Consider the following 21,957-nt stretch of genomic DNA (forward strand, 5'->3'; position numbering starts at 1 on the left):
GTTATGATGCTTTGTTTTTCTAAGCTGCGTGAGCTAAAAGATTAATCTTTTAGCTGCAAAAAAATTAATCTTTTGCGAAAATGAGTAGCCCTTGTAGGCTACTCATTCATTCCTAGTTGCTTCAGTATTGCCTTTCTCGTGCCTTCTGGTATTTCTTTGCTTGGGTGTCTTGGCATCACTGATCGTTTATCTCCGTAGTAGAGTTTTAAGTGGTTTGTACCTTGCTTAACCTCTACTCCCATCTTTTCTAACAGTCGTCTGAATTCACTTTGCTTCACCTTGTCTCCTTGTCAAAATAACAAATTAATAGTAATCAAAAATGTTTACCTTGTAAAGGTTGATGGTAATCTTTTTTGTTTACTTTTTCGGGGAGTGTTATATCCCCTTAATTTTGCTAAAATATCCAAAACTTAGGGGAGTTAGCCATGCGAGTCATTTGCCCACATTGCCACAGCAAAGCTTTGATCACGTCGTCTAACGTATTGTGCGAGACGGTAAAAGACCTATATTGCCAATGTACCAACACCAAAGCCTGTGGCGCCAGTTTTGTTTATAAGTTAAGCCACTCTCACGATTTAAACCCACCTCGTCACACCACGCTACAAATCGCCAGTGCCCTAATAAAAAGCCTGCCTCTCGAAGAAAGGCAGGCTCTGCAGCGCGATATGTTCGCTAGTTAGTGGGTGTTACCATCGTTTTCGTCTATTGCCGCAATGATCTTCCTTTGAGCCATCAATAAACTGTATTCCACACACTTTAGTAAACTTCCTATCTGTTCCCCTGTGACGCCTATGTCGTCATCCACGGCATGGGCCGCCATCATTCCTAGCCCGTCTAATGCATCGATCCCAAACGACATATGGTGTATTTGGCGTTTTATTTCGTCAGATGTTGTCATGTCCAAGTTTACTCGCTCCATGTTGAAATCTTGTACTGAATCAATGTCTGGCTTATCCATGCTGTACTCCTTGCATGTTGTTAAATCCAGTATTAAACACGACTGAGCTGGCTCTGTGGCGGGTGTCGCCCTCGATGAGCAAGGTTTGAAACATCGCATCGACCGCTTGGCCAAGTTCATTTTGTCGGCTGTACTGAAAGCGGACACGGGTATGGATGAGATCGGGTAATAGGGTAAGGAGTTGTTGCTTCTGACGATCGGATAAACCGCCGATAGAAAAGATGGCGCCATTCGGCGTTTGAACAGACAAAGGCGTGTCACTTTCGACGCAAACCGCGACGATACGGCCAATGCCTATTCTTTGAGTAGGTAAAACGTTATGGGAAGGTAGAGCGGAAAAGGTGCCGCTGGACGGCAAAAGGGCGTGGTGGTGCTGTGAACGAACAATAGCGTTATTCATGGTTTATTTCCTCGTAAGAATTTAAACCACAACCCACACTTTCAAATATGGGTGGTGGCTGAACGCGGAGTTGAAAGACCAGTTACGAGGAGCTGGTAGGCCGAAGCCTCACCGCGCACAGCCACCATAACGCAAGCATTATGGCACAAAAAAAACCGCAACGCGGCGGAATGTGCGTCCTCGTATCTTTAGAGCTTTCAAACTCCAGTGTTGGATTTTGCCAACATCCTTAAACCATAGGATGGTAAGAAAAAGAAGTCAATAAAAATGTTTTCAAGTTGGGACAAATGGAACATTATTGAGCTAATTAACTTTACATAAGGATCATCTCTCAAATGGAAACCATGGATCAAAAGTACTTAAAAGCGCTGAGGGCAATGGAGGAGAATGATTTTACAAGAGATATTATTAAGCCTCTTTTTGAAGCTATGGGTTATACACGAGTTGATTTTTATGGCGGTGTATACGAGAGAGGTAAGGATTTAATTGCTCAAAAAGAAAACCCTCCAGAGATAGAACCACAAATTACCTTTATTCAGTCAAAAAAAGTAAGTGATATTCAGAATGTAAAAGAAGGGGCAAAACTCTCGCAGCTATTGCATCAATTAAGACAGTGTTTAACAGATGAAATTCCTCACATAGAGGGACGAAAGGTTCGAGCTGATTATGTATATCTGGCTTGTCCTGAGGAAATATCTACTCGTTTGATGGATGAAATATTAAGTCAGACTAAAGTTGGGGACGGGAAAAAAATCAGTTTTTTTGATGGGCCAAAAATCATTCAAAGTATCAATAAATATGCCCCAAATCTTTTCTCTATTTTGAGCGAAAATGATGATGATTTATTTCTTCATCAACATACACATCTTATAAATAATGAACTTCTCTCTGCTTTAAATAGTAAAAAAGAAGTGAATATTGGTAATTACTATAGTGATTTAGGTTTTTTCGTAGGTTCTGTTGATAGTAATTTGTTGTTTGACTTTAAGTTAAATATTCCAATTGATTTGTTTTCTACTGAAGTTATCGATGAATGGGAAAGAGTTAAAAACGAAGTTTTGTTTTTTGAAAATTCATTCGATTTTTCATTTGGTTTTATCATTGAAAATGTTGGAGAAGTTGAAGATAAATATATTCGTGACCTCGAACGTTATAGTACTGAAGATAATAAAGAAAACATTTGTATTTTCATGAACAAAAAAGAAGAATACGATTTATGGCTCTCTAAATTAATTGAAATCCAAGAGGCGTTTGTTTCAGCTTTTAGTGGTGAAGGTGAAGGTGAGGATGAAGATGAAGATGAAGATGAAGATGAAGATGAAGATGAAGATGAAGATGGAATGGAGGCTATTTCAGAGATTAATCGCGCAATATCATCGTTTAAAAATAAATCAATTTATAAAAACATTGAATATTTTTCAGATCATTTCCTTGTAAATAGAATTTCAGATAGAAGGCTAAGTAATCATTTATTTAAAATTACTCCAATAATAAAAAATTTAAAAGAAGCTTTGATCGCTATTGATGAACTCAATAGTTTGATAGTAACCAGGCCGACTTTCAACTTCACTCTAAATTCATGCTTTATCCGAGCTGAGTTAGATAGAAGAACTAGTGAATATCGTAATTCTTTATCACTTATTAATACTGGCAGCGGCAGTGGTTTATTTAATCTTAAAAAATTTCTATATGAAACTAAGATATCATTAAATTATATTGAATTTATAAAGCGTTTTTCTCCTTTAATATCTGGAGTTATTACATTTGAGACTAATGAGAATGAGGATAGGGTTTCTATTTCTCCACACGATATATTATCTACCGGGAATGATATTGCAGTTTATGGAGGTGCAGGCGTTGGTAAGACAACAACACTCCAAGCATATGTTGCATTTTTTTCAGAGATAGAGAGTAAGCGTTTAGTGTATATCCCTCTAAATAGAGTGTTAGAGGAGTTTATTAAAAATCATGACTTTGAAGATGAAAAAAATATAACTAGAAATGTAATTCAAAAAATAATTCTTTTAAGTAAAAAGCAAGCGGTTAATGAAGATGCTATTAATAAAATTAGTGCTATATTATCGAGTAAACCTATTGCTTTGATTTTAGATGGTTTGGATGAGGTTTATTCAAGCGTTAAGTTTATAACTAAAGCAATATCTGATTTTAAGAAAGAGTATCCCAGTGTTCAGATAATAATTTCAAGTAGAGATTGTGTAAGTTATATAAAAGAGATTGATTTTTTAGGAATAACTCTTTTGCCGTTTACAAAAGAACAGTTATCAAAATTCATTTTAGGATGGATGGAGGATAAAGGTAAAGCAAAAAAATTGATAAAGGCCATTAAGGAAAAGGATATATATGATTATATAAAAACTCCTCTATTAGCAACAATAGCTTGTTCTTTAATGGAGAAAGGGATCGATGCCCCAACATCTGAGTTCGAAATTTATAACGAAAGGCTAAAACTTTTTACAGGGGAATACGACCTGCATAAAAAAGTAATAAGACAGAATCAAAAGTCTGAATCTTTAATAATGTGTGCGAAAAAAATTGCATTCTCAATGCATAAGTCAGGCATTAGATCTTCAACACTTACATCAATAAAGAGTAGATTAAGGTCTGAATTATCAAGTAGTTATAGTAATAATTTCATAATCGAGTGCGTTAAGGAACTTGAAGATCCATGTAATATCTTAATTAAAGATAGGCTCACAGGGGAATATTCATTTGGACACTTTAGATTTCAAGAGCATTTGGCTTCTTGTGTATTAGGAACTGATAGAAATATTGATTTGATAGGACTTACAGGAAATGAATGGTGGAAGGGTGCGTTAAGTTTATATGCTCAAAACAATGATTTTTATGACTTAATTCAAGGGGTTTATGATAAATTTGGGTGTGTGACATATTCACTAAAAACATTAAGGTTAATGATTAAGTCGTCTCCAAAAGAAAATAAGAATTCATACAATGAGCTTTTAAATGGCCATTTAGAATCTGATAAAATTGAAGGTTTTTAGCCTTCAAGCTGTCTTTTTAGACCCGAACTCAATTTCAGGCATTTAGGGTTAGGTGAAAATTTCTATAAAATTTGTTGATTATGTATTGGTGGGATTTTCAATATTTAGGGTCAGATGAAAATTATTATTCTTTTAATTATTCCTGATTGGATAATTGAAGCTGATATGTTGAGGTTGTTAAATGTCAGAAATAGTTGATAAATATAAGTTTCTTTATGAATACGCGAGATCAGGCTTTGATGATGAACTCCAGCGATTTCGTAACATGGAGGATAAGGCTTCGAAACTTTCTATCAATTATTGTTGTCTCTTATACGCTAATGATTCGTCTTTACTCTAATCTAATCTATCCATTTGATAGTGTTTTTAAGTGGATTATAGTTGTTAATATAGCTATTACTTATTTGGGTTTAATGATCTCGTGGAGTTTTCTTTTTAGATCGCTATCTTTTAAAAAAATGCCGAGACTTCCTGTTGATGATTACACTACAAAACTTGTTGAAGAGGAGAGCTTGGTCACTGTCTATTATAACTTGTCAGAAACGTGTAAATCAGCTCTGCAAGATGCTAGAAATTGTAACGAGAGAAAAAGCAAATTAATGGCAATAGGGTATCAGGATATTTCTTTTACAATGTGGTCATTGTGCATATCTGTTTCACTCATTTTTATAATGGGAATCATTAGTTAATAGAGGAAAATATCGTGTCTGAAGAAAATAAAACAAAATCAACAGAGACTTCATCAGGTCCAAACAAAAATGTAACGCCCCCAAAAATCGTGTATGTCACGGATAGCTGGGATGGTGCTCCTAGAAAACCTGATTCTGGAAAGAGTCATCTAAATGAATCATCGAAGGGAGAAAAATAACTTCCAATTGAATAAAAAGCCCTTCACGCAAGGGCTTTTTATTGCCTTTTTTAAATTAAATTCAGACGATCTTTACGGTCTTTAATGTTTTCAATACGCAATTCTATCATATATATATTTCTGCATTGAGTGATCGTAAGGGTATTCTCTTGATACTTTATTTTTTGCATCTTGATTGGGAACAGATTCCATATACTCTTTAGCGGATAATTGTTTGTCATAAGTGTATTTTTGCATTGAGTAATCGTATGGATATTCTCTTATAGAAAATGTCTTAACTTCAGCATCTTCAACTGTTTTCATATACATTTTTGCAGAAAGCTGTTTGTCGTATGTATATTTCTGCATTGAATAATCATATGGATATTCCCGAAGAGAGAACTTCTTAACTTCCGTATCATCAACTGACTTCATATAACGTTTTGCAGCAAGTTGCTTATCGTATGTATATTTCTGCATTGCATAGTCATTGGGATATTCTCTTAATGAGAACTCTTTAAGCTCAGTATCTTGCACTGTAGATAAATAATGATATGCAGAGATTTGTTTTTTGTAGGTGTATTGCTGCATTTGAGGGTCATTAGGGTATTCTCGAGTTGCAAACTCTTTAATATCCGCTTCTATCCCAGATGCTATGGCCAGATTCATCGTAAAAATAACAGCAGCTACAAAACATAATATATTCTTCATTTTTTATCCTGCACTCCGTATGCTTTAAAATGATCGGAATCGAGTAAGCTATATAATAAGACTTGAGTGAAATTGCTGACAGTATCATCTTCTGTAAGGGCACTGTGGAGGCGGGTGTCTTCTTTTAACAAATCTGTTGAATTCTCTTGCCTGTCAAACCAAATGCAAGCTAAATGATTTTCTACTTTGGCACCTGTTGCTGTTTCAGTAATCGTATAAGCTCTAATTTCACCCAGAAAATCAAGATGTAGTTTTTCAATTGGGTTACGAACCATAGAAAATTTCAGTTCAAAGAACTTTCCAAAAGCCTCAAATTGAGTGTCTCCGTCTAACTTTTTCACTTCTCCTGTGATCGCTGCAGTTGCTGTAAATTTTTTGATAAATTTATCTGCATTGTCCTTAAGGCTGGGGTATGTAGATTTTGCTGAGTATAAGTTAATCATCGATCTATCCTTGAATTCTATTATTTGCCTGTTCATCAGATTAGCATGAGAAGGGAATAGTGTCAGTATTTAGTCAAAAAATGTTTTCAAATGATGGCAAATGTCTTAAGGTCTGTTTTGATCACAAAGAAAATTAATAGGGACATCAGATGGCAAGAAGAAAAATTAAGTTCGATTTCTATGAATGTAAGGTGGCTGCAAGTAATCCGCAACTACCAGCTAGGTCAGCGGGCGATATTTTTGCTATCTTAGCCAATGCCTTTGCAGAAGGCCAAACAACGGTTAGAGCAGTTCATAGAACTCAGTTTGATGTTAGGCATATTTCACAAACCGATTATGGTTATCGTGGCGTGATCGGAAAATATAGAGCGGCTGACTTACCTCATGCAGCGGCTCCGGGTGGCGAAGAGCGTGAGATTCCTCTTGAGGAAAATGAGCGACTTCTAGAGAAATGTTATTTCAAATATTTCAGTGACTATTCGTTATTGATCATTCAACGAAATAGATATGCTATTAACTCGAAGCAACTGTCCAGTTACCTAACAGCGAACAGCTATACCTTTTCTTTAGATCCTGTTATCGAAGCGGCTGATTTACTGCGCTTAATGCGAAACGAAGTCCATATACGAACATTAAATGTCAAAATTGCACGACCAACCAATCCCGCGTTATTTCAAAATATTGAACATGATTTTAATAATTCCATCATTCAGAGCCTTAATGCTTCTAATGGAGCGAGCGTAAACATTACATTCAGAGGTGATGGTCATTCAAGTGACCCTGAACGTCGCTATCTTGATAATAGATTGAAGCGTGCGGTGCTTGAAATGAAAGAGAAGTTCGATCTTCAATCTGCGAATCTAATGTTAGAGGAGGGGGATGTCTCTCACCCTTTGGATCTGATCGCAGACCGTTTAGCTCATGATGTCGATATTGAATTAGATGGACGTTATCCAAGCCCTAACAGCATGTGGAATGCTATAATGGAGTCTAGAAGGGAGAAAGAAGCTGAACTTGCAAACTACTTTGGGGTGCTAGGCGAAGCCCGTATAGAATAGACCTATTATGATTAAGAAAGTGATTATATCCGTTATTGCATCAGCTATCGTTGCGGCGGTTGCGTGGGAGGTTGTACCAAGCCTTACACTCAGCCAGATACAACCTATAGCCTCTACTGCGGCCACAGTCACAGGGATTTTGTTTGGTTTTGTGATGGCGTCGGTGATTCTTTTAGCTACAGCGAAAGATAATGCACTGATCCGTAATACACAGTTAACAGGCTATTTACCGCGCTTGGTTAGAAGGCTTCATGAAACAATGGGCTGTTTGCTTAGCGTTTGTATTATTTTCCTAGCATCTTTATTCATTCCTGAAAATGCAATGTTTTCCGATACAGGGACTCTTTCCAATCTGAAGCTTATTTCTATTATTGTAGAAGTAGGTGTCTTCGTTCTCACATTTTCTGTTTGTATGTTTATCATTGTATGGCGTGAATTCTCAAAATTTAGCGCCAATATGTAATAAGACAACAAGCATTTTTGCTGCTTAATATACCTGAAAGTTCATACTTGCCTTGAACAGTACCAGAGGTTGTTGCTGATACTGTTCTTATGCCTGATTAAAAAGCACAATTTTATCTATGCCTTGTCTTGTAATAATAGAGTTACGTCCGTCTTTTGATTGAACAAAAGTATGTATAAGCTGTTTGGTTTGGGGTTGTTCTATTGTTGGAAAGTGCATTGGCGATTTTGCCAAAGGTTTCTAGGTCTACACCAAAGCGCTCTTTTAATGGGGTGTCGTAATCTTCCCCGCTATCGATGAGGGCGTCTGCTTGGTCTGGAGTGAGTCCGAGGGCTTGTTCTGCGAGTAGTTGTATTTCTATTGTGTTCATAAGTGCGTCCTTTCACTGTGTTGAGGTTTTACCTGTAGCAATCCTTACTGACTGCTAGATTAGCAATCTTCTTGTGGTGGTTCAAATCAATGTTAAATGCCATGCGTGAAAGCATAGGCACAAAAAACACTAACCTATTGATTTTAATGAATAATACATTACAGTTCTAGGCACAAGAAAAGCATATAACCTATTGATTTATATGGTTTAAATACAGGATTGAAAATCCTCGTGTCGGCGGTTCGATTCCGTCTCCGGGCACCATTATTATTATACTTTTCAATGACTTACCGTTGGTTTACTAAACCACACTTCTATAGCATACTTGTAGCATACTTTAACTCCTGCGCCTATATTGCGTTACGGTGAGTTTGCCATGCACAATGCCACACACGAAGTCATACCTAAACGCTGTTCACTTTACAAACAACCTCGTAGCACACGATGGTATGCCCGCATCAAAATGGATGATGGGACTTGGTACAGAGTTGCAACTAACGAGCTTGAACTTGAAGCGGCTAAAAGTCGTGCACTTGAGTTGTATTATGAAGCCACCATCAAAGGCAAAAACAACCTCCCCCAAAATACACGTAGCTTTTCAAGCATAGCCAAAAGTATCGTTAAAAAACTTGAAAGTACGCGTGAAACAATGCAGTGGAAACAAACTTATCAAGCTTACATATACGCTATCAACAAATACCAAATACCATATTTTGGACACTGCAAGCTAGACAACCTAAGAGACAAGTACGAAGGCTACGTTGACTACGTTGCAAAAGAGATAGGCAGAACACCAGCACAAAGTACACTTAGTAATCACCATGCCGCACTCAAAATAATACTCGATGAAGCATTAGCACGTGGTTGGGCAAACACAAGCACTCTGCCAATTATCAAAAACATAGGTAAGCAAAGTTCACGTCGTGCTACGTTCGAAATAGATGAGTATAGATCGCTGATAGTAAAGCTAAGGCATTGGTGTAAAAAGCCAACACATCGTAAAAAAGATGCAGAAATAAAACTGCTACTTTATGACTATGTACTCATTCTTGCTAACAGCGGAATAAGGCATGGGCGTGAGGCAATGGAGATTACTTGGCGTAATATTAGTTTTGAAAAAAGCAGAAAGGGAAACGACATTGTTACTATTAATGTAATAAAGAGAAAGGGACGTAAAGCAACAGAAGAAAGACGAACAGTCGTAGTACGTCACAACGCATTTAGTGATGTAAAGAAAGTGCTCACACGTTTAAAGGATAGAAATCCAAAATTTGACGGCAAAACACTTGAAGCCATAATCAAACAAAGAATTGATGAGCCACTATTTGTACTAGTGGATGGCACTCAACCTAAACGTATGGACGGCACGTTTAAGAAGTTTTTAAGTAGTTCTGAACTGTTGGTAGGTGCTGAAAACAAAGACAGAACTTTATACAGCTTTAGGCACTTTTATGCGAGTCAGCAATTACTACGCAAAATACCCATTACTATCTATTTACTGGCAAAACAGATGGGCACCAGTGTAAAAATGATTGAACATCATTACGGTCACATGGAAACGTTTCAAAAGGCCGATGAACTAAGTGATTGGCGAGACATTGATTGAAGGTGATAAAATCATAGTAAGAGAGAGTCACATTTAATGGCAGTATATAACGCTAATATTTGCTTTTGATTTTCTCTTACTTGCTTAGACTTTGGTAAATTCTTACCCAACCAATTTTTGTGTCGTTCAGCTCTTTTTAGTTCTTTTGGCAACTTGTGTTTTGACTGCTTCATATAAGTTCTACAGCATTACTACATAAGTCATCATTTATCTCAATGTACCTCTGTGTTGTTTGTATGCTTTTGTGTGATGCTAATTCAGCAATAACACGCACACTTACTCCACTTGTAGCAAGCTTAGTAATAAAACTGCGTCTACCGCTGTGTGAAGTTGCTCCAACAATACTGCAACGTTGGTATAAACGCTTTAGTAGCTGTTGTAGCGTATTAGCATCAAACTGCTTACTCTTTTGTGTAGTAAACAAGTAACCGCTGTTGTTGACGCTTGTATTGCTTCGCAGATAGCGTTTAATAGCTGATTTAGCTTTAGTGTTAACAAATACTCGTCTGCTATCACTTCCTTTCGTTTGTTCTGCACTTAAAAATATAATGTCATTAACTTCATCTTTGTCGTTTATTACATCACTAACCTTCAAACTAGCAACCTCAGAAACCCTACAACCACATAAGTGTGTAAGTAGTAGCATTGCTCTATTGCGTTCTGCGTATCTATCAAATGCATCTATGTAGTCTAATACCTTCTTAAGTTCTTTTTGTGTAAGTACTTTTGCTTGTTTCATTTCAGCCTCTAATGTTTAGTTTTCATTTACATAAGTATATTTTCAAACATTAGTTATTCCTACCTTTTATCAGTAGTTGTATATCTTCAATAGTTTCAATTGGTTACTTCATAATGTTTAGTATTGTATATTTCTAAACATTACATATAAGAAGAACTTGCACATCAAATTGATGCACAATTACTAAAACAACATTTCAAATTTCGAGCATAGCCACTTATTAAAATGATTTACTTTGTTTTAGATGGCATAGCTGTACAACTAAATTATCGTCATCCATCTGCCAAAACTCCTTCATACCATATGTACTTCTATCTTCGCCTATTTCGTTTATTAATATTTTCATATTATTTGCCTTATGTACTTTTTCGTTCCATAAGAAATTAGCATGCTTAATAATGTTATGTGTCTCTTTTAATGTTTCTCCCTTACAAAAATAATGCATATGTAAGTTATCTCTGTCTTTACCCCCTTCTATGTAAACAAACCTTTCAATTCTATTTCCACTTAACACTTCTTTATGTGTGTATATTTTTCTATCTAAAGCATTCAAAAAGTAACTGCATGTTTTTATTACTTCTTCCTTTCTAAATGTATTCTTATATTCAAAAGTTGCAGTTCCAAAAAGTGTAAACCTTTGTCTCCTTTGCCAATCTCCAACAGCATTAATGTATATCTCTCGTTTAGTAAGCTGTGTGTTGTGTGTTTGACTAAATAACATTGAGCGTTTCCTTTAAGCGTTAATGTTATTTAGCAACGGAGAAATATATTATGATGAAAACGGTTTTTGATGAAACATATGAACTACTAAACAGCATTGGTATTGTAGCTACACAAACTGAATTTTATAGAGATTGGTTAAACAGAAGCGAAAGCTACTTTCGTTGTTTGCGTTTTCATAAGCGTCAACCTTCAACGCAAACTATTGCTATCTGCAGTAGTAAGCTAAAGCACTACAGTAGATTGTTAGAAGCAAAAGAAGATAACGAAAGTAAGCTACTTGCTGACAACTTCTCTAATCTTTCACAAAATTTAGATAATGTTATTTACAGCACAAGTAAGTCAAAATGGATGAATACTGTAAACGAAAAGGTAAACACAACTGTACACTGAAAAGGGTATTTGCACTCACAAAAATTTGCTGTGCGGATTTATAGGGTGGAGTACTTACAGAAGTTGGTTGGTGATTTTACAACCCCCCTAATAAAGGATGAAGATGAATTACAAAGATGAAATGAGAAAGTTAATAGACTTGGTAAAGCAACAAAGTTTTGATGCTCCATTAGAAAGTACGTTAGATGATATGAATATGTTGACTACTGCTGTTAGCGACTTGAGTGACAGAATAACTTTACGTGTATCTAAAAGTCTGCAACCAAATGATAAGAAAGCAAAGGCAAGTGTGAAAAAGAAAAGCAATACTAAGTTAAAAGCTTTTCCCTCTGTTACTCCACTGCCTATTCCACAATCTAAAACAAAGAATACAAGCGATACAAAGCAACAAACGATTAGTAATCCAAAAGACGAATTGTTAGCAAAGCAGATAGCAGTACAATCAATTAAGCCACAAGCTAGTATATAGCGTTATATAATTAACGTTGTCTATTTGCTTAGTGTGGCTTTATCCGTCAAAACAGTACACTTCTATACGCTTGTCTTTATATGTTTGACTGAATGACTGAAAGGTATAGTGATGCCAGGCTTAAATACTTTACACAAAAAAACAGCACTAACTTGTAGTGCTGTCTTTTTATTTTAGTTACTTAGAACTTACTAATTGTAGCTTTGGTTTAGTTGGAGGAATGAACTTACTACACGCTTGCTGTAGTGCAGAACACATACTTCTCCAATCTCCATTAGTTTTACTTGCTATGTTTACAAGCGTTTTGTCGTTCAACATTGGCAAACTATTTTGTCTAATTATTTGCTTCATTCTATCAACATAATTTGTTGTATTATGTGAAGCATTAAAGCAAATGATATGACTTCGACTTTGTAAACCTTTGTCAATTTTGTCTATGTGATTAGTTGTCATCACACAAACAATGTCTTCTCTATTCAAACAACTCTTTAAACGCTTCTGTTGTTCTAATGAATAGTTATCAACTTCATCAAACAAAAAGAAGTGTTTGTTCGAACGATTTAAAGGAATGAAGTTAGCAACAGTATTGATTTTATCTACTGTAGTTGTGATTTTTTCATTACCATCAACTTCAATATTATTCACTCTCATACTGTCTAATAGTAAACTACTGTCTTTAAATGAATGCTCATACTCACTAAAGAAGATATTAGCATATGTAGTTTTACCACTACCAACTACTCCATAAAGTAAAAGACTGTTTTTACCATTTGAAGGAAACTTAATATTATGATTGAGAATATCTAATAGTAAGTCTCTTTCAACATCGCTGTGGAATACCATTTCACTTATTGTTTGTGGAGTGAAGTTTGACATTACGATGCCTCCGCTAACTGTACTTCATCAGCAAGTTCAGCATTAGCAATAATATCATTTATACTTTGTGCTTCCTCTTCTGCTTTATCTTTTGACGTATTCTTTTTTACAGTTTCGTTATGCTTACTATACACGTTACACAAAGCGGTGTTGATAGCAGTACTTCCCTTAATGTTACTGTTGTCTTCCTCTTTAAATATTGTGTGTTTTACAGCAATAGTTCCGTCTGCTTGTAGTACTCCAACAAGCAATACTACTTCATCTATTTTAGTAGATGCGTACTGTTGAGTTTTGCTGTCTGAAAAAGTACTAAGCGTTTTAAAACTATTTAATAAAGAAGTTCCTTCTTCAATACGTATTTCTTTAGTAACAGCTGACTTAGTAGTCTGTTGACGAATGCTTTCAATTCCACCGTTATCATAAATCCATTTAGCAATGTTATCTGCCGCTACAGCATCAGTACAAACTGCCGCTTTTAGTACACGTACATATGAACTTAAACGCTTAGTACAATCTACATCATCAACATAGAATGCGTAGTTGACAAGCAATTGTAAGATAGTTGGCTTTTTAGTAAGTACTACTCCTTTTGCTTTACACTCTGCTTCAATCCATTCTCTTTTTTGTGTAGTAGCTTCGTCAGTAGTAGTAGTTAAAATATCATATAGTACATAAAGCTTACTGAAGATTGAGTATAAGGCTTCGTTACTTGACTTGTATTGATTGCCATACCATCCACTTGCTGTATTGCGTAGTTCTGTAATTTCGTTTTGAAACGATTTTACTTCTGCTACTGTCATATCTTTAGTGCTTGTGTTTTGAGTTGTGTTTAACATTTTAATCTTCCCTTAATTTTGATTTAGGTTACACGTTATCTTCAACGCTATATTCAGTATCGCACTAAAACTGAGTTTCGAATTCCAACGCTAATTAAGTACTTTGATGAGTGATAACACTTTAGTACGTTTGGATTTTTCTACTTGTTTACATGACGATATATACATAATCTCATACAAACAGTATTTCCTATTCCAACGCTAATTAACTACTTTAATTAGTGATAACACTTCAGTAAGTTTGGATTTTCTTTACTTGTTTAAGTGACGATATATACATAATCTCACACAAGTAGTGTTTCCTCTTCTGCTACTAATTAGAAACTTTAGTTGCTGATAACGGAAAGAGTGATATACTTTTATCAATGTATAATTATTTTGGATGCTGATAACAAATGCGTAGATACTTCATTACACAGCATCCAACTTTTGGAAGTTATGCTAATCCAATAGCAAGTAAGATTGAAAAATCTCCATACTTCTATTGGTGGTTAGCACTCACTCTAAACACAGACTATTTAGAGATTTGTAATAGTCCTTCGTCAAAACGTTTCAAAACGAATGATAGGATTCAGCAAGTCTACGAAGACTTTGGAGATGTGCGTTATGAAGGAGATAAGTTTAAAGCGTTTACACAGTGGTGGAGAAGTAAGGTAAGTGATACAGAGACACGTGGAGAGTACTTGTTTTCTGAACCCCTTACTGTCAACGCAGTTATGCTTGTCGAAGATAAAGAGATAGCAATACAATCAGTAGATGATAAGAGTAGTTTGCTTATACGAATACCAAAAGCACTTACACGCAAACAGATAGATATGTCGATTGAACGCATCTTCACAAAAGAAATGACATTTGAAAGAGGCAGACAAACACGCAACCCTAATCGTTCGAATGCTCGTTATAACCTTTCCAATCCTATAAAAGTTGAAACATATAAGATGGCTTTTGATGTGTATGAACAAATATTACTTGCAGAGAGTGATGGAGAGAAAGTATCAAACTACAAATTAGCAAAGGTTGTTGGTTTGAAAGTTGGAAGCAGAACAACAGATGAAGTGTATGACAAAGCATATGAGCATAGAAAAATATCAGTTGCTGTAACTCGTAAAAAGAAGACAGCAATAGGTGCTATAAACAATGTTGTTGAAGGTAAGTTTGGTTAAACAAAAGGAGAAAGAAATGGCACGTTCATTAGAAGAGATACAAGCAGATAAGAAAGCACTTGCTGAAGAAGAGAAACAAGCACTTAAAGCACATAAGAAGGATGCTGTTGCTACTGTGAAGAAACTTATTGTCGAACACAAACTGACAAAAGGCGATATTAGAGGCAAAGCAATTAAGCAATTAGACAGTTAAAAAGCGTTTTCGCTCAGAAGAGTGGTTGGAAAAAGAGACTGTAACTAATTTTGTGTAACTACCTATCACAACATATTCTATAGAGAATTAAGGATAGGTAGATGCAAATGAACCAAAAAGAACTGGAAGCCTTCGCAAAAGAAGCCGCCAAAGGCATTAAAACGCCTGAGGATCTTAACGAATTTAGCCAAATGCTGAAGAAGATTACCGTTGAGGCGGCCTTGAATGCAGAGATGGATGAGCATCTGGGTTACGAGAGACATCAAAAATCCTCGTCAACCAACAGTCGTAATGGTAAGAACAGTAAGCGTATTAAGACGGAAGATGGTGAGTTTGAACTGGATACGCCTCGTGACCGCGAAGGTTCTTTTGAACCAAAGCTGGTCAAAAAGCACCAATCCCGCTTTACTTCCATGGACGATAAAATCCTATGGCTCTACGCGCAAGGTATGAGCACCCGAGACATCGTCAATGCCTTCGATGAATGGTACGGTGCTGAGATATCTCCGACACTGGTATCACGTGTTACCAACGCGGTGATCGAGCAAGTAACTGAATGGCAAGCACGCCCCTTGGATGCCATCTATCCCATTGTGTATCTTGATTGTATTGTGTTGAAAATCCGCCAAGATAAGCGTGTTATCAATAAATCGATTTTCTTGGCACTCGGTATCAACACCGACGGTCATAAAGAACTCATGGGCATGTGGATTGCTGAGAACGAAGGGGCTAAGTTCTGGCTAAACGTCCTCACTGAGCTTCAGCAGCGTGGTGTAGAAGATATTCTCATCGCTTGTGTTGATGGTCTAAAAGGCTTCCCAGAAGCCATCAATGCCGTTTTCCCACAAACCAGCATTCAACTGTGTATCGTGCATATGGTACGCAACTCATTGAAGTATGTATCATGGAAAGACTACAAAGCGGTGACGGCGGACTTAAAGCAAGTTTACCGCTCTGCAACGGAAGAAGAAGCCTTGTTGGAGTTAGATCGTTTCGCAGGCGTCTGGGACGATCAATACCCGCAAATCACCAAATCGTGGCGCAATCACTGGCATAATCTTAATACACTGTTTAGTTACCCTGACGATATCCGCAAAGCGATCTACACAACGAACGCTATTGAATCACTGAACAGTGTCATCCGTAGAGCCATTAAAAAACGTAAAGTCTTCCCAAGCGACGATTCTGCGAGGAAAATGGTTTATCTTGCCATTAGAGAGGCCAGTAAAAAATGGACAATGCCCATTCAAAACTGGCGCCAAGCGATGAGTCGATTTATTATTGAGTTCGAGGAGCGACTCGAAAAGCACCTTAACTAAATGGTAGTTACACAGAATCTGTTACAGGGTCTGGAAAAAGTTCAACCACTCTTCAAATTCAAATAACTTTTTGCGGAAAGATGAACAGAAAGTTTTGTGGAGTGACTGTGAGTACTACGTTGTTTACAGAAGTGTTTCAACATTGTATCGTAGTGAAATAATCTTAATATTTGGAAATTTTAATGTCTCAAGTCCATACAAGGCAAAATAACTTCCCTAAATCGAAGCGTTATACTTGGGGTGCTATAATATTAATTGCTGTAATGTTTGTTGGATTTTTAGCAACAGCGTATTTTTTGGTTAACGAAATGATTGGGGCAATTTAATGACGGAAGTTCGTCCACCTTACGATGATGAGATAGACTTGTTTGAATTATTTGAAACACTTTGGCGTGGAAAGTGGAAAATAATTACTACAACTTTTGTTGCGGCATTAGTCGGTATTACCTTTAGTTTTGTTCAGCCTAATTCATATCAAGTATCCACTCCTATTCAAAATGGGAAGCAATCTGTATTTTTGCCGTACATCGCACTAAATGATCTGCTGAAGGATAAGGGGCTACTGTTTGATAGTGAAAAAAATTCAATCGGCTTCTCATTTAATAGTGTGTCAGTATTTGAAATGTTTGTCGCCGAGTTCAACGACTACGAAGAAATGATAAATGTTTTAAGTGATAATTATTTTGTAAAGCAGTCTATTGAAGATTTAGATGAAACTGACAAGCGAAGAGCATTGATTAATTTTGCTAAATCATTCGCATTAAAGCCTCCATCGAAAAACGGAGAAAGTTGGCTCTTATCATTTGAGTGGCACGATGGTTTGGAAGGAGCTCGTCTATTAGATGATGCTATCCAACAAACGCTTATTAACACTCAAAAGCTTACAAAAGGTAATATTGATAATTTGGCGTCCTCTGTTGATATACGAAATTCATTTGAAGTAGATAAACTTCGCAACGAGCTACGGCTTATTGGACAGAGTGAAAAAACTAGAGATAAGAAAAAAGTTCAATATTTGATTGAGCAGTCTGCTATAGCCAAAGAGATAGGGATTGAGTCAAACAGACTTACTCCGAATGATTTATCGCAAAATTTACAAAACGGAATTTCGTTGAGTGTAGGTTCGAATGAAATTCCATTTTATTTGCGAGGATATAAAGCCATCGATAAAGAGATATCACTAATTAGCAATCGTTCAGATGAAGAAGCGTTATTAATGGCGAGTGGCTATATTGAGATTGAACGAAAAATACTTTGGCTCGAAAATGACTTGTCATCATCTCAATTAAGAAGTTCGTCACAGTTGATAGCAACTGATAGTCCAAATAAATGGGTTAAATACGATTTAGCACTTGCTGATAGTAAGTCACAAAAAAAATCTAAGTTGTATGTCGCCTTATCCATAGTTTTGGGTGGAATGATTGGCATCATATTCGTTTTAGTTAATAACTCAATTCGTAAACGTAAAGAGAGTGCTTCTAAAGTGTGAGAGACTTTTATTGTCTTAAAAATACTTGTGAGTTGAAACTGTCAAAAAACGATATTGGAAGCAAAGCAGTTGGACAGTTGAAGTGCGTTTTTGGTAGCGTAGAAAAGTGGTTAGAAACCTTCCAACACTTTTTCAACGTTTCTGTTACTTTTCAATAGTCACACAGCACTCAGTTTTGCGTACTTTCAAACAGCATCGTTAGAAAGTTGTTAGAAAGTCTAAAAAATATTAAATAAGAACAATGACTTACAAGGTTAGAACTATTGAGTGGGGCTGAATTGGTTGTTAAAATGAAGTAGAATTAGTGTCTAAAAACTGTTGCAAAGTATGTAACCTTTTTTAACGTTACTATTGAATTACAATAGGTTTTTTCGAAACAGAATCTATAGCAATTTACGCTACAATAACTGATTGCACTCACATAATTCTAGTAAAACTATAGCATACTGTATAGCATACCTTGATTAATTAACTTTAACTTGTTGATAGTTATTAAGTTATGGTGACGTAATTTATTGAAAATCCTCGTGTCGGCGGTTCGATTCCGTCTCTGGGCACCATTTCCTCTTCATATTTCTCACTTCAAGATTAACTATTTCTGTTAATGGTTTATTACATAACGTAACCAATATTAAATCTTAAAAACTCGTTGTTTTAGCTATGCTTAGACCATCTTTGATGGAGCAAGTGATTATGATGAGAGTGATGACGATTATAGCCCTAACGGCGGTGGGGTATTTTATCCTTGGCGTTGTGGGGTTGGCCGTTGCTATTTCTCCGGGTTATTCGACCATCATTTGGCCAGCTTCTGGTTTGGCGGTGGCGGCTTCTATCTTTTTTCCTAAGCAAGCGCCGTTCGGTATTTTCCTAGGTTCTCTATTGCTAAATATCGGTGCGACTTGGGTTAATAATCATGTGTTTGCTTTGTCTCTTCCTGCTCTTATTGCTTTTGGCTCGACGTTACAGTCTTTTGTTGGTGGCTATTTAGTCCGCCGTTTTGTAGGTGTGCCCTTTCAATTTCATCGTACCGGCTTAGTGGTTCGGTTTATCTTTTTAGCGGGTGTTTTGTCCACCTTGATTAGTGCCAGTGTTGGTTCAACGTCGCTGCTTTCTTTTGGCATCATCAGTAATGAGGACTTTGTAACCAATTGGCTAGTTTGGTGGGGCGGCGACATGATCGGAGTGCTGGTCATGGTGCCTTGGTTGGCGGTGTGTTTCCCCAAATATTTTGGTAATAAATTCGAGCATCCGCTACGTTTAGTGGGCGGTTTTATATTTGTCTTGGTGCTTACGATTGTTTTGTCTTGGGGAAGTAGCTATTCGGAATGGAACAAGCAGTCGAAAGAGTTCCGTTCTAATGCAGAATTGTTAGAAGTGTTACTCAATAATCGTATTAAAAACAGTGTGGATATGTTGCACAGCTTTGTCGGCTTGATAAACGGCAGTGAGCAGATTGAGGCGAATGAGTTTGAGCTTTTTGCGGATAGTGTGATGCGTCGAGATGATTCTATTTTGGGGGTGTCATTAAACTTTGCCGTGGCTGGAAAAGATATTGCTAGTTTTGAACGGTCTATTCAAAAAAATTATCCAGACGATATTTTTCGTGTGAAGGAAAGGGACAGCGAAGGTAAGCTTAAACCTGCTACGCCAAGAGATAGGCACATTGTGGTGACCTTTATTAGCCCCTTACAGAGCAATAAAGCGGCATTAGGTTACGACGTTTATTCGCAAGCCGATCGACGTTTTGCCTTAGATCAGGCTATTTCGTCACGTCAAGTTTACCCCACGGCTCCACTCAAGCTAGTTCAAAATTCGAATGCTGTATTATTGTTTTTGCCATTTTTTGATCGAGAAACCGATGCTTTTTTAGGTGTTGCGACAGCGGTCATCGAGATTGATACGTTAACAGATACCATTGTTAAGCAAGGGCTTCTCCCCAATACTGAGCTCTACTTGGTCGATACTGATAACGCGACATCCAAGCCGATTATCGTGACAAAAAATACAGCAGCTCATTTGTCCGCAGAAGACTTGGTTGCTCGTTACCTGGCCGGTGAATTTCATCATGCGGTTAATTTCGTGATTAATGTGGGTGGCAAAAACTGGCAGCTGTATCAAGTTAGTGACAACTACTTTTTCAAACAGCCTTGGATTGTGAAGTTTGTCTTGGCGTGTGGTTTTTTATTCACGGGTTTGTTTGGTTGGTTTTTATTGATCGTGAGTAGTCATACGGCGGAAATAGAAAATCGAGTGAGATTAAGAACCCGCGATTTACAGTTAGTTAATGAGCATTTAAAAGCGTCTGAACTAGAGCAGAGCAAAGCCAAAGAAGAGGCGCAAGAAGCCAACCGTGCTAAGAGTGAGTTTTTGGCGAATATGAGCCACGAGATTCGTACACCATTAAATGGCGTTATTGGTTGTTTGTCTTTGCTGATGAATACGAAATTGCAGTCTGAGCAGGCGAATTTAGCGAAAATATCTCAGCAGAGTGCGGAATCCTTGTTGGATATTATTAATGATATTTTAGATTTGTCTAAGATTGAGATTGGAACCTTAGCGTTAGACAAACAAGAGTTTGAGTTACGGGCGTTAATTGAAGAAGTGACCAATATCTTTGTTTTAAAAGCCGAAGAAAAGGGCATCGTACTGAATTCGCCAACCACACCTATTCCGAATGTTACGTTGTTTGGAGATAGATTACGCATCAAGCAAGTATTGGTTAATTTGATGGGGAATGCGGTTAAATTTACTCAAGAAGGTGAAGTGGCGTTGCGATTTGCGATTGAGCCGCTAGCAGATGATAGTGTTATTCTGTGTATTGTTATTGAAGACTCTGGGATTGGCATTTCTAAAGAGAATCAAAGTCATTTATTCCAGCGTTTTAAGCAGGCCGATGGTTCTACTACTCGCAAGTTTGGTGGCTCTGGATTGGGTTTGGCAATCAGTAAAGAGATTATCCAGGCTATGGATGGGGAGATTGGTTTAAACTCGGTAGAAGGTCAGGGTTCTGATTTTTGGTTTCGTATATCACTCACTGTGGTTTCAGCTGCAGAGCAGATCCCCTTGGTGATTGATGGTACAGAACAAGCTGTTAGAGTGACGTTAATTTATGCGAATAAAACCGGTCGTGAGTATGTTGCTGGATTGTTAGAATCATTAGGTGTCACCTACAATGCTTACGACAGTATCGGCAGTGCACTTGCGGATAGTGTGTGGATTGGAAATTGTATACTTCTGGACTCTGATGTCGTTTTGGCTTCTACTGAGATATCTGAGTTGAATGTATTTTGCCAGAAAAATGCGATTAAACGCGTGTTATTACAAGGACGTTCAGATATGGATTTTGATAAAGAAGTGTATGTTGCCGCTTTAACGAAACCCGTCTTTCAGCAGCCATTGCTGGACGCGCTTGAAAATCTAGAATCTTTAATGGAAGGAGAGCCTGCGATGGCGGTGAAAGAAGTGGAGAAAGCGCCAGAAGGTCGGCCAGTATTTAAAGCCAAAGTACTGTTAGCAGAAGATAATTTAACCAATCAGATTGTTGCCCGTGGTTTGTTGAATTTATATGGCGTAGACGTTGTGGTAGCGGAAAACGGTCAGAAAGCGGTCGAGCAAGCCCAATCTACTAAATTCGATATGATCTTCATGGATTGCCAAATGCCTGTAATGGATGGTTATGAAGCGACGCGAAAGATTCGCCAGTTTACCGATGGGCAAACACCTTCCGATGTGGCGATTGTTGCTCTTAGCGCCAATGCCATGAAAGGTGACGAAGATGAATGTTTTGCGGCGGGTATGAATGATCATATTGCCAAGCCTATTTCACAAGATAAGTTAATCGCGATACTGACAAAATGGCTTCCTTAAGGAATACAGTTGAG

Annotated in this window: 24 protein-coding genes; 14 read left to right on the forward strand and 10 right to left on the reverse strand. The window is 37.1% G+C overall.

From position 1 onward, the window contains the following. Positions 1-98: 98 nt before the first annotated feature. The gene (locus ACO05V_RS05595) at positions 99-278 is read right to left on the reverse strand and encodes a type II toxin-antitoxin system HicA family toxin (RefSeq protein WP_421848349.1); all 180 of its coding nucleotides are present in this window, start codon (positions 276-278) and stop codon (positions 99-101) included. 147 nt (positions 279-425) lie between these two features. Between ACO05V_RS05595 and ACO05V_RS05600 the strand changes: the two genes are divergently transcribed. Continuing rightward, on the forward strand, positions 426-680 hold the full coding sequence (locus ACO05V_RS05600; RefSeq protein ID WP_421848351.1) for an ogr/Delta-like zinc finger family protein: 255 nt from the start codon (positions 426-428) through the stop codon (positions 678-680). Here ACO05V_RS05600 and ACO05V_RS05605 read toward each other — a convergent pair. Both ACO05V_RS05605 and ACO05V_RS05610 read right to left on the reverse strand, forming a co-directional pair. Then, on the reverse strand, positions 677-958 hold the full coding sequence (locus tag ACO05V_RS05605) for a hypothetical protein (RefSeq protein WP_421848353.1): 282 nt from the start codon (positions 956-958) through the stop codon (positions 677-679). The genes ACO05V_RS05600 and ACO05V_RS05605 overlap by 4 nt on opposite strands. After that, positions 951-1,358: a hypothetical protein gene (locus ACO05V_RS05610; RefSeq protein WP_421848355.1), complete on the reverse strand. Its 408-nt coding sequence runs from the start codon at positions 1,356-1,358 to the stop codon at positions 951-953. Before ACO05V_RS05610 ends, ACO05V_RS05605 begins: the two co-directional genes overlap by 8 nt. Before the next feature lie 335 nt (positions 1,359-1,693). Here ACO05V_RS05610 and ACO05V_RS05615 point away from each other — a divergent pair, with 335 nt between their 5' ends. Both ACO05V_RS05615 and ACO05V_RS05620 read left to right on the forward strand, forming a co-directional pair. Next, complete coding sequence (locus tag ACO05V_RS05615) at positions 1,694-4,381, forward strand: NACHT domain-containing protein (RefSeq protein WP_421848357.1); 2,688 nt, start codon at positions 1,694-1,696, stop codon at positions 4,379-4,381. Positions 4,382-5,084: 703 nt separating this feature from the next. Then, the gene (locus tag ACO05V_RS05620; protein WP_421848359.1) at positions 5,085-5,249 is read left to right on the forward strand and encodes a hypothetical protein; all 165 of its coding nucleotides are present in this window, start codon (positions 5,085-5,087) and stop codon (positions 5,247-5,249) included. 90 nt (positions 5,250-5,339) lie between these two features. On the opposite strand, the gene ACO05V_RS05625 is transcribed toward ACO05V_RS05620, so the two are convergent. Then, a complete protein-coding gene (locus tag ACO05V_RS05625; RefSeq protein WP_421848361.1) occupies positions 5,340-5,939 on the reverse strand; it encodes a hypothetical protein in 600 nt (199 codons plus the stop codon). Then, positions 5,936-6,382 carry a hypothetical protein gene (locus ACO05V_RS05630; RefSeq protein ID WP_421848363.1) on the reverse strand — a complete coding sequence of 149 codons (447 nt, stop codon included), beginning with the start codon at positions 6,380-6,382 and terminating at the stop codon, positions 5,936-5,938. Before ACO05V_RS05630 ends, ACO05V_RS05625 begins: the two co-directional genes overlap by 4 nt. Positions 6,383-6,531: 149 nt before the next feature. Between ACO05V_RS05630 and ACO05V_RS05635 the strand changes: the two genes are divergently transcribed. Continuing rightward, on the forward strand, positions 6,532-7,440 hold the full coding sequence (locus ACO05V_RS05635; RefSeq protein ID WP_421848365.1) for a DUF6731 family protein: 909 nt from the start codon (positions 6,532-6,534) through the stop codon (positions 7,438-7,440). 7 nt (positions 7,441-7,447) lie between these two features. Further along, positions 7,448-7,903, forward strand: a complete 456-nt coding sequence (locus ACO05V_RS05640) for a hypothetical protein (RefSeq protein ID WP_421848367.1) — start codon at positions 7,448-7,450, stop codon at positions 7,901-7,903. Positions 7,904-8,045: 142 nt separating this feature from the next. Here the strand turns inward: ACO05V_RS05640 and ACO05V_RS05645 are convergent, their stop codons facing one another. Then, on the reverse strand, positions 8,046-8,273 hold the full coding sequence (locus ACO05V_RS05645; protein WP_421848369.1) for a hypothetical protein: 228 nt from the start codon (positions 8,271-8,273) through the stop codon (positions 8,046-8,048). A 376-nt stretch (positions 8,274-8,649) separates the two neighbouring features. Between ACO05V_RS05645 and ACO05V_RS05650 the strand changes: the two genes are divergently transcribed. Beyond that, the gene (locus tag ACO05V_RS05650) at positions 8,650-9,879 is read left to right on the forward strand and encodes a hypothetical protein (RefSeq protein WP_421848371.1); all 1,230 of its coding nucleotides are present in this window, start codon (positions 8,650-8,652) and stop codon (positions 9,877-9,879) included. A gap of 169 nt (positions 9,880-10,048) precedes the next feature. Here ACO05V_RS05650 and ACO05V_RS05655 read toward each other — a convergent pair whose 3' ends face one another. Beyond that, positions 10,049-10,618, reverse strand: coding sequence for a tyrosine-type recombinase/integrase (locus tag ACO05V_RS05655; RefSeq protein WP_421848373.1), 570 nt, complete (start codon positions 10,616-10,618; stop codon positions 10,049-10,051). A gap of 220 nt (positions 10,619-10,838) precedes the next feature. Then, positions 10,839-11,339 (reverse strand): hypothetical protein, encoded by a 501-nt coding sequence (locus tag ACO05V_RS05660; protein ID WP_421848375.1) that lies wholly within the window; start codon positions 11,337-11,339, stop codon positions 10,839-10,841. A gap of 50 nt (positions 11,340-11,389) precedes the next feature. Here ACO05V_RS05660 and ACO05V_RS05665 point away from each other — a divergent pair, with 50 nt between their 5' ends. Together ACO05V_RS05665 and ACO05V_RS05670 are read left to right on the forward strand one after the other, a co-directional pair. Next, positions 11,390-11,731: a DUF6626 family protein gene (locus ACO05V_RS05665; RefSeq protein WP_421848377.1), complete on the forward strand. Its 342-nt coding sequence runs from the start codon at positions 11,390-11,392 to the stop codon at positions 11,729-11,731. A gap of 103 nt (positions 11,732-11,834) precedes the next feature. Further along, complete coding sequence (locus tag ACO05V_RS05670) at positions 11,835-12,200, forward strand: hypothetical protein (RefSeq protein ID WP_421848379.1); 366 nt, start codon at positions 11,835-11,837, stop codon at positions 12,198-12,200. A 177-nt stretch (positions 12,201-12,377) separates the two neighbouring features. Here ACO05V_RS05670 and ACO05V_RS05675 read toward each other — a convergent pair whose 3' ends face one another. Beyond that, positions 12,378-13,076, reverse strand: a complete 699-nt coding sequence (locus ACO05V_RS05675) for an ATP-binding protein (RefSeq protein WP_421848381.1) — start codon at positions 13,074-13,076, stop codon at positions 12,378-12,380. Beyond that, complete coding sequence (locus tag ACO05V_RS05680) at positions 13,076-13,912, reverse strand: hypothetical protein (RefSeq protein WP_421848383.1); 837 nt, start codon at positions 13,910-13,912, stop codon at positions 13,076-13,078. The genes ACO05V_RS05675 and ACO05V_RS05680 overlap by 1 nt, the downstream gene beginning before the upstream one ends. Positions 13,913-14,307: 395 nt before the next feature. Between ACO05V_RS05680 and ACO05V_RS05685 the strand changes: the two genes are divergently transcribed. The 6 genes from ACO05V_RS05685 (at position 14,308) to ACO05V_RS05710 (ending at position 21,943) form a co-directional block, all read left to right on the forward strand. Then, complete coding sequence (locus ACO05V_RS05685; protein WP_421848385.1) at positions 14,308-15,075, forward strand: hypothetical protein; 768 nt, start codon at positions 14,308-14,310, stop codon at positions 15,073-15,075. Positions 15,076-15,091: 16 nt separating this feature from the next. After that, positions 15,092-15,268 (forward strand): hypothetical protein, encoded by a 177-nt coding sequence (locus ACO05V_RS05690; RefSeq protein WP_421848387.1) that lies wholly within the window; start codon positions 15,092-15,094, stop codon positions 15,266-15,268. A gap of 107 nt (positions 15,269-15,375) precedes the next feature. Then, positions 15,376-16,587: an IS256 family transposase gene (locus ACO05V_RS05695; protein WP_338269659.1), complete on the forward strand. Its 1,212-nt coding sequence runs from the start codon at positions 15,376-15,378 to the stop codon at positions 16,585-16,587. A gap of 182 nt (positions 16,588-16,769) precedes the next feature. Beyond that, the gene (locus ACO05V_RS05700; protein ID WP_421848389.1) at positions 16,770-16,913 is read left to right on the forward strand and encodes a hypothetical protein; all 144 of its coding nucleotides are present in this window, start codon (positions 16,770-16,772) and stop codon (positions 16,911-16,913) included. Next, positions 16,913-18,076, forward strand: a complete 1,164-nt coding sequence (locus ACO05V_RS05705) for a Wzz/FepE/Etk N-terminal domain-containing protein (RefSeq protein WP_421848391.1) — start codon at positions 16,913-16,915, stop codon at positions 18,074-18,076. Before ACO05V_RS05700 ends, ACO05V_RS05705 begins: the two co-directional genes overlap by 1 nt. A 693-nt stretch (positions 18,077-18,769) precedes the next feature. After that, on the forward strand, positions 18,770-21,943 hold the full coding sequence (locus tag ACO05V_RS05710) for a CHASE domain-containing protein (protein WP_421848393.1): 3,174 nt from the start codon (positions 18,770-18,772) through the stop codon (positions 21,941-21,943). The last annotated feature ends 14 nt before the right edge of the window (positions 21,944-21,957 follow it).

It is taken from the genome of Marinomonas sp. (assembly GCF_965225885.1).
GTDB lineage: Bacteria > Pseudomonadota > Gammaproteobacteria > Pseudomonadales > Marinomonadaceae > Marinomonas.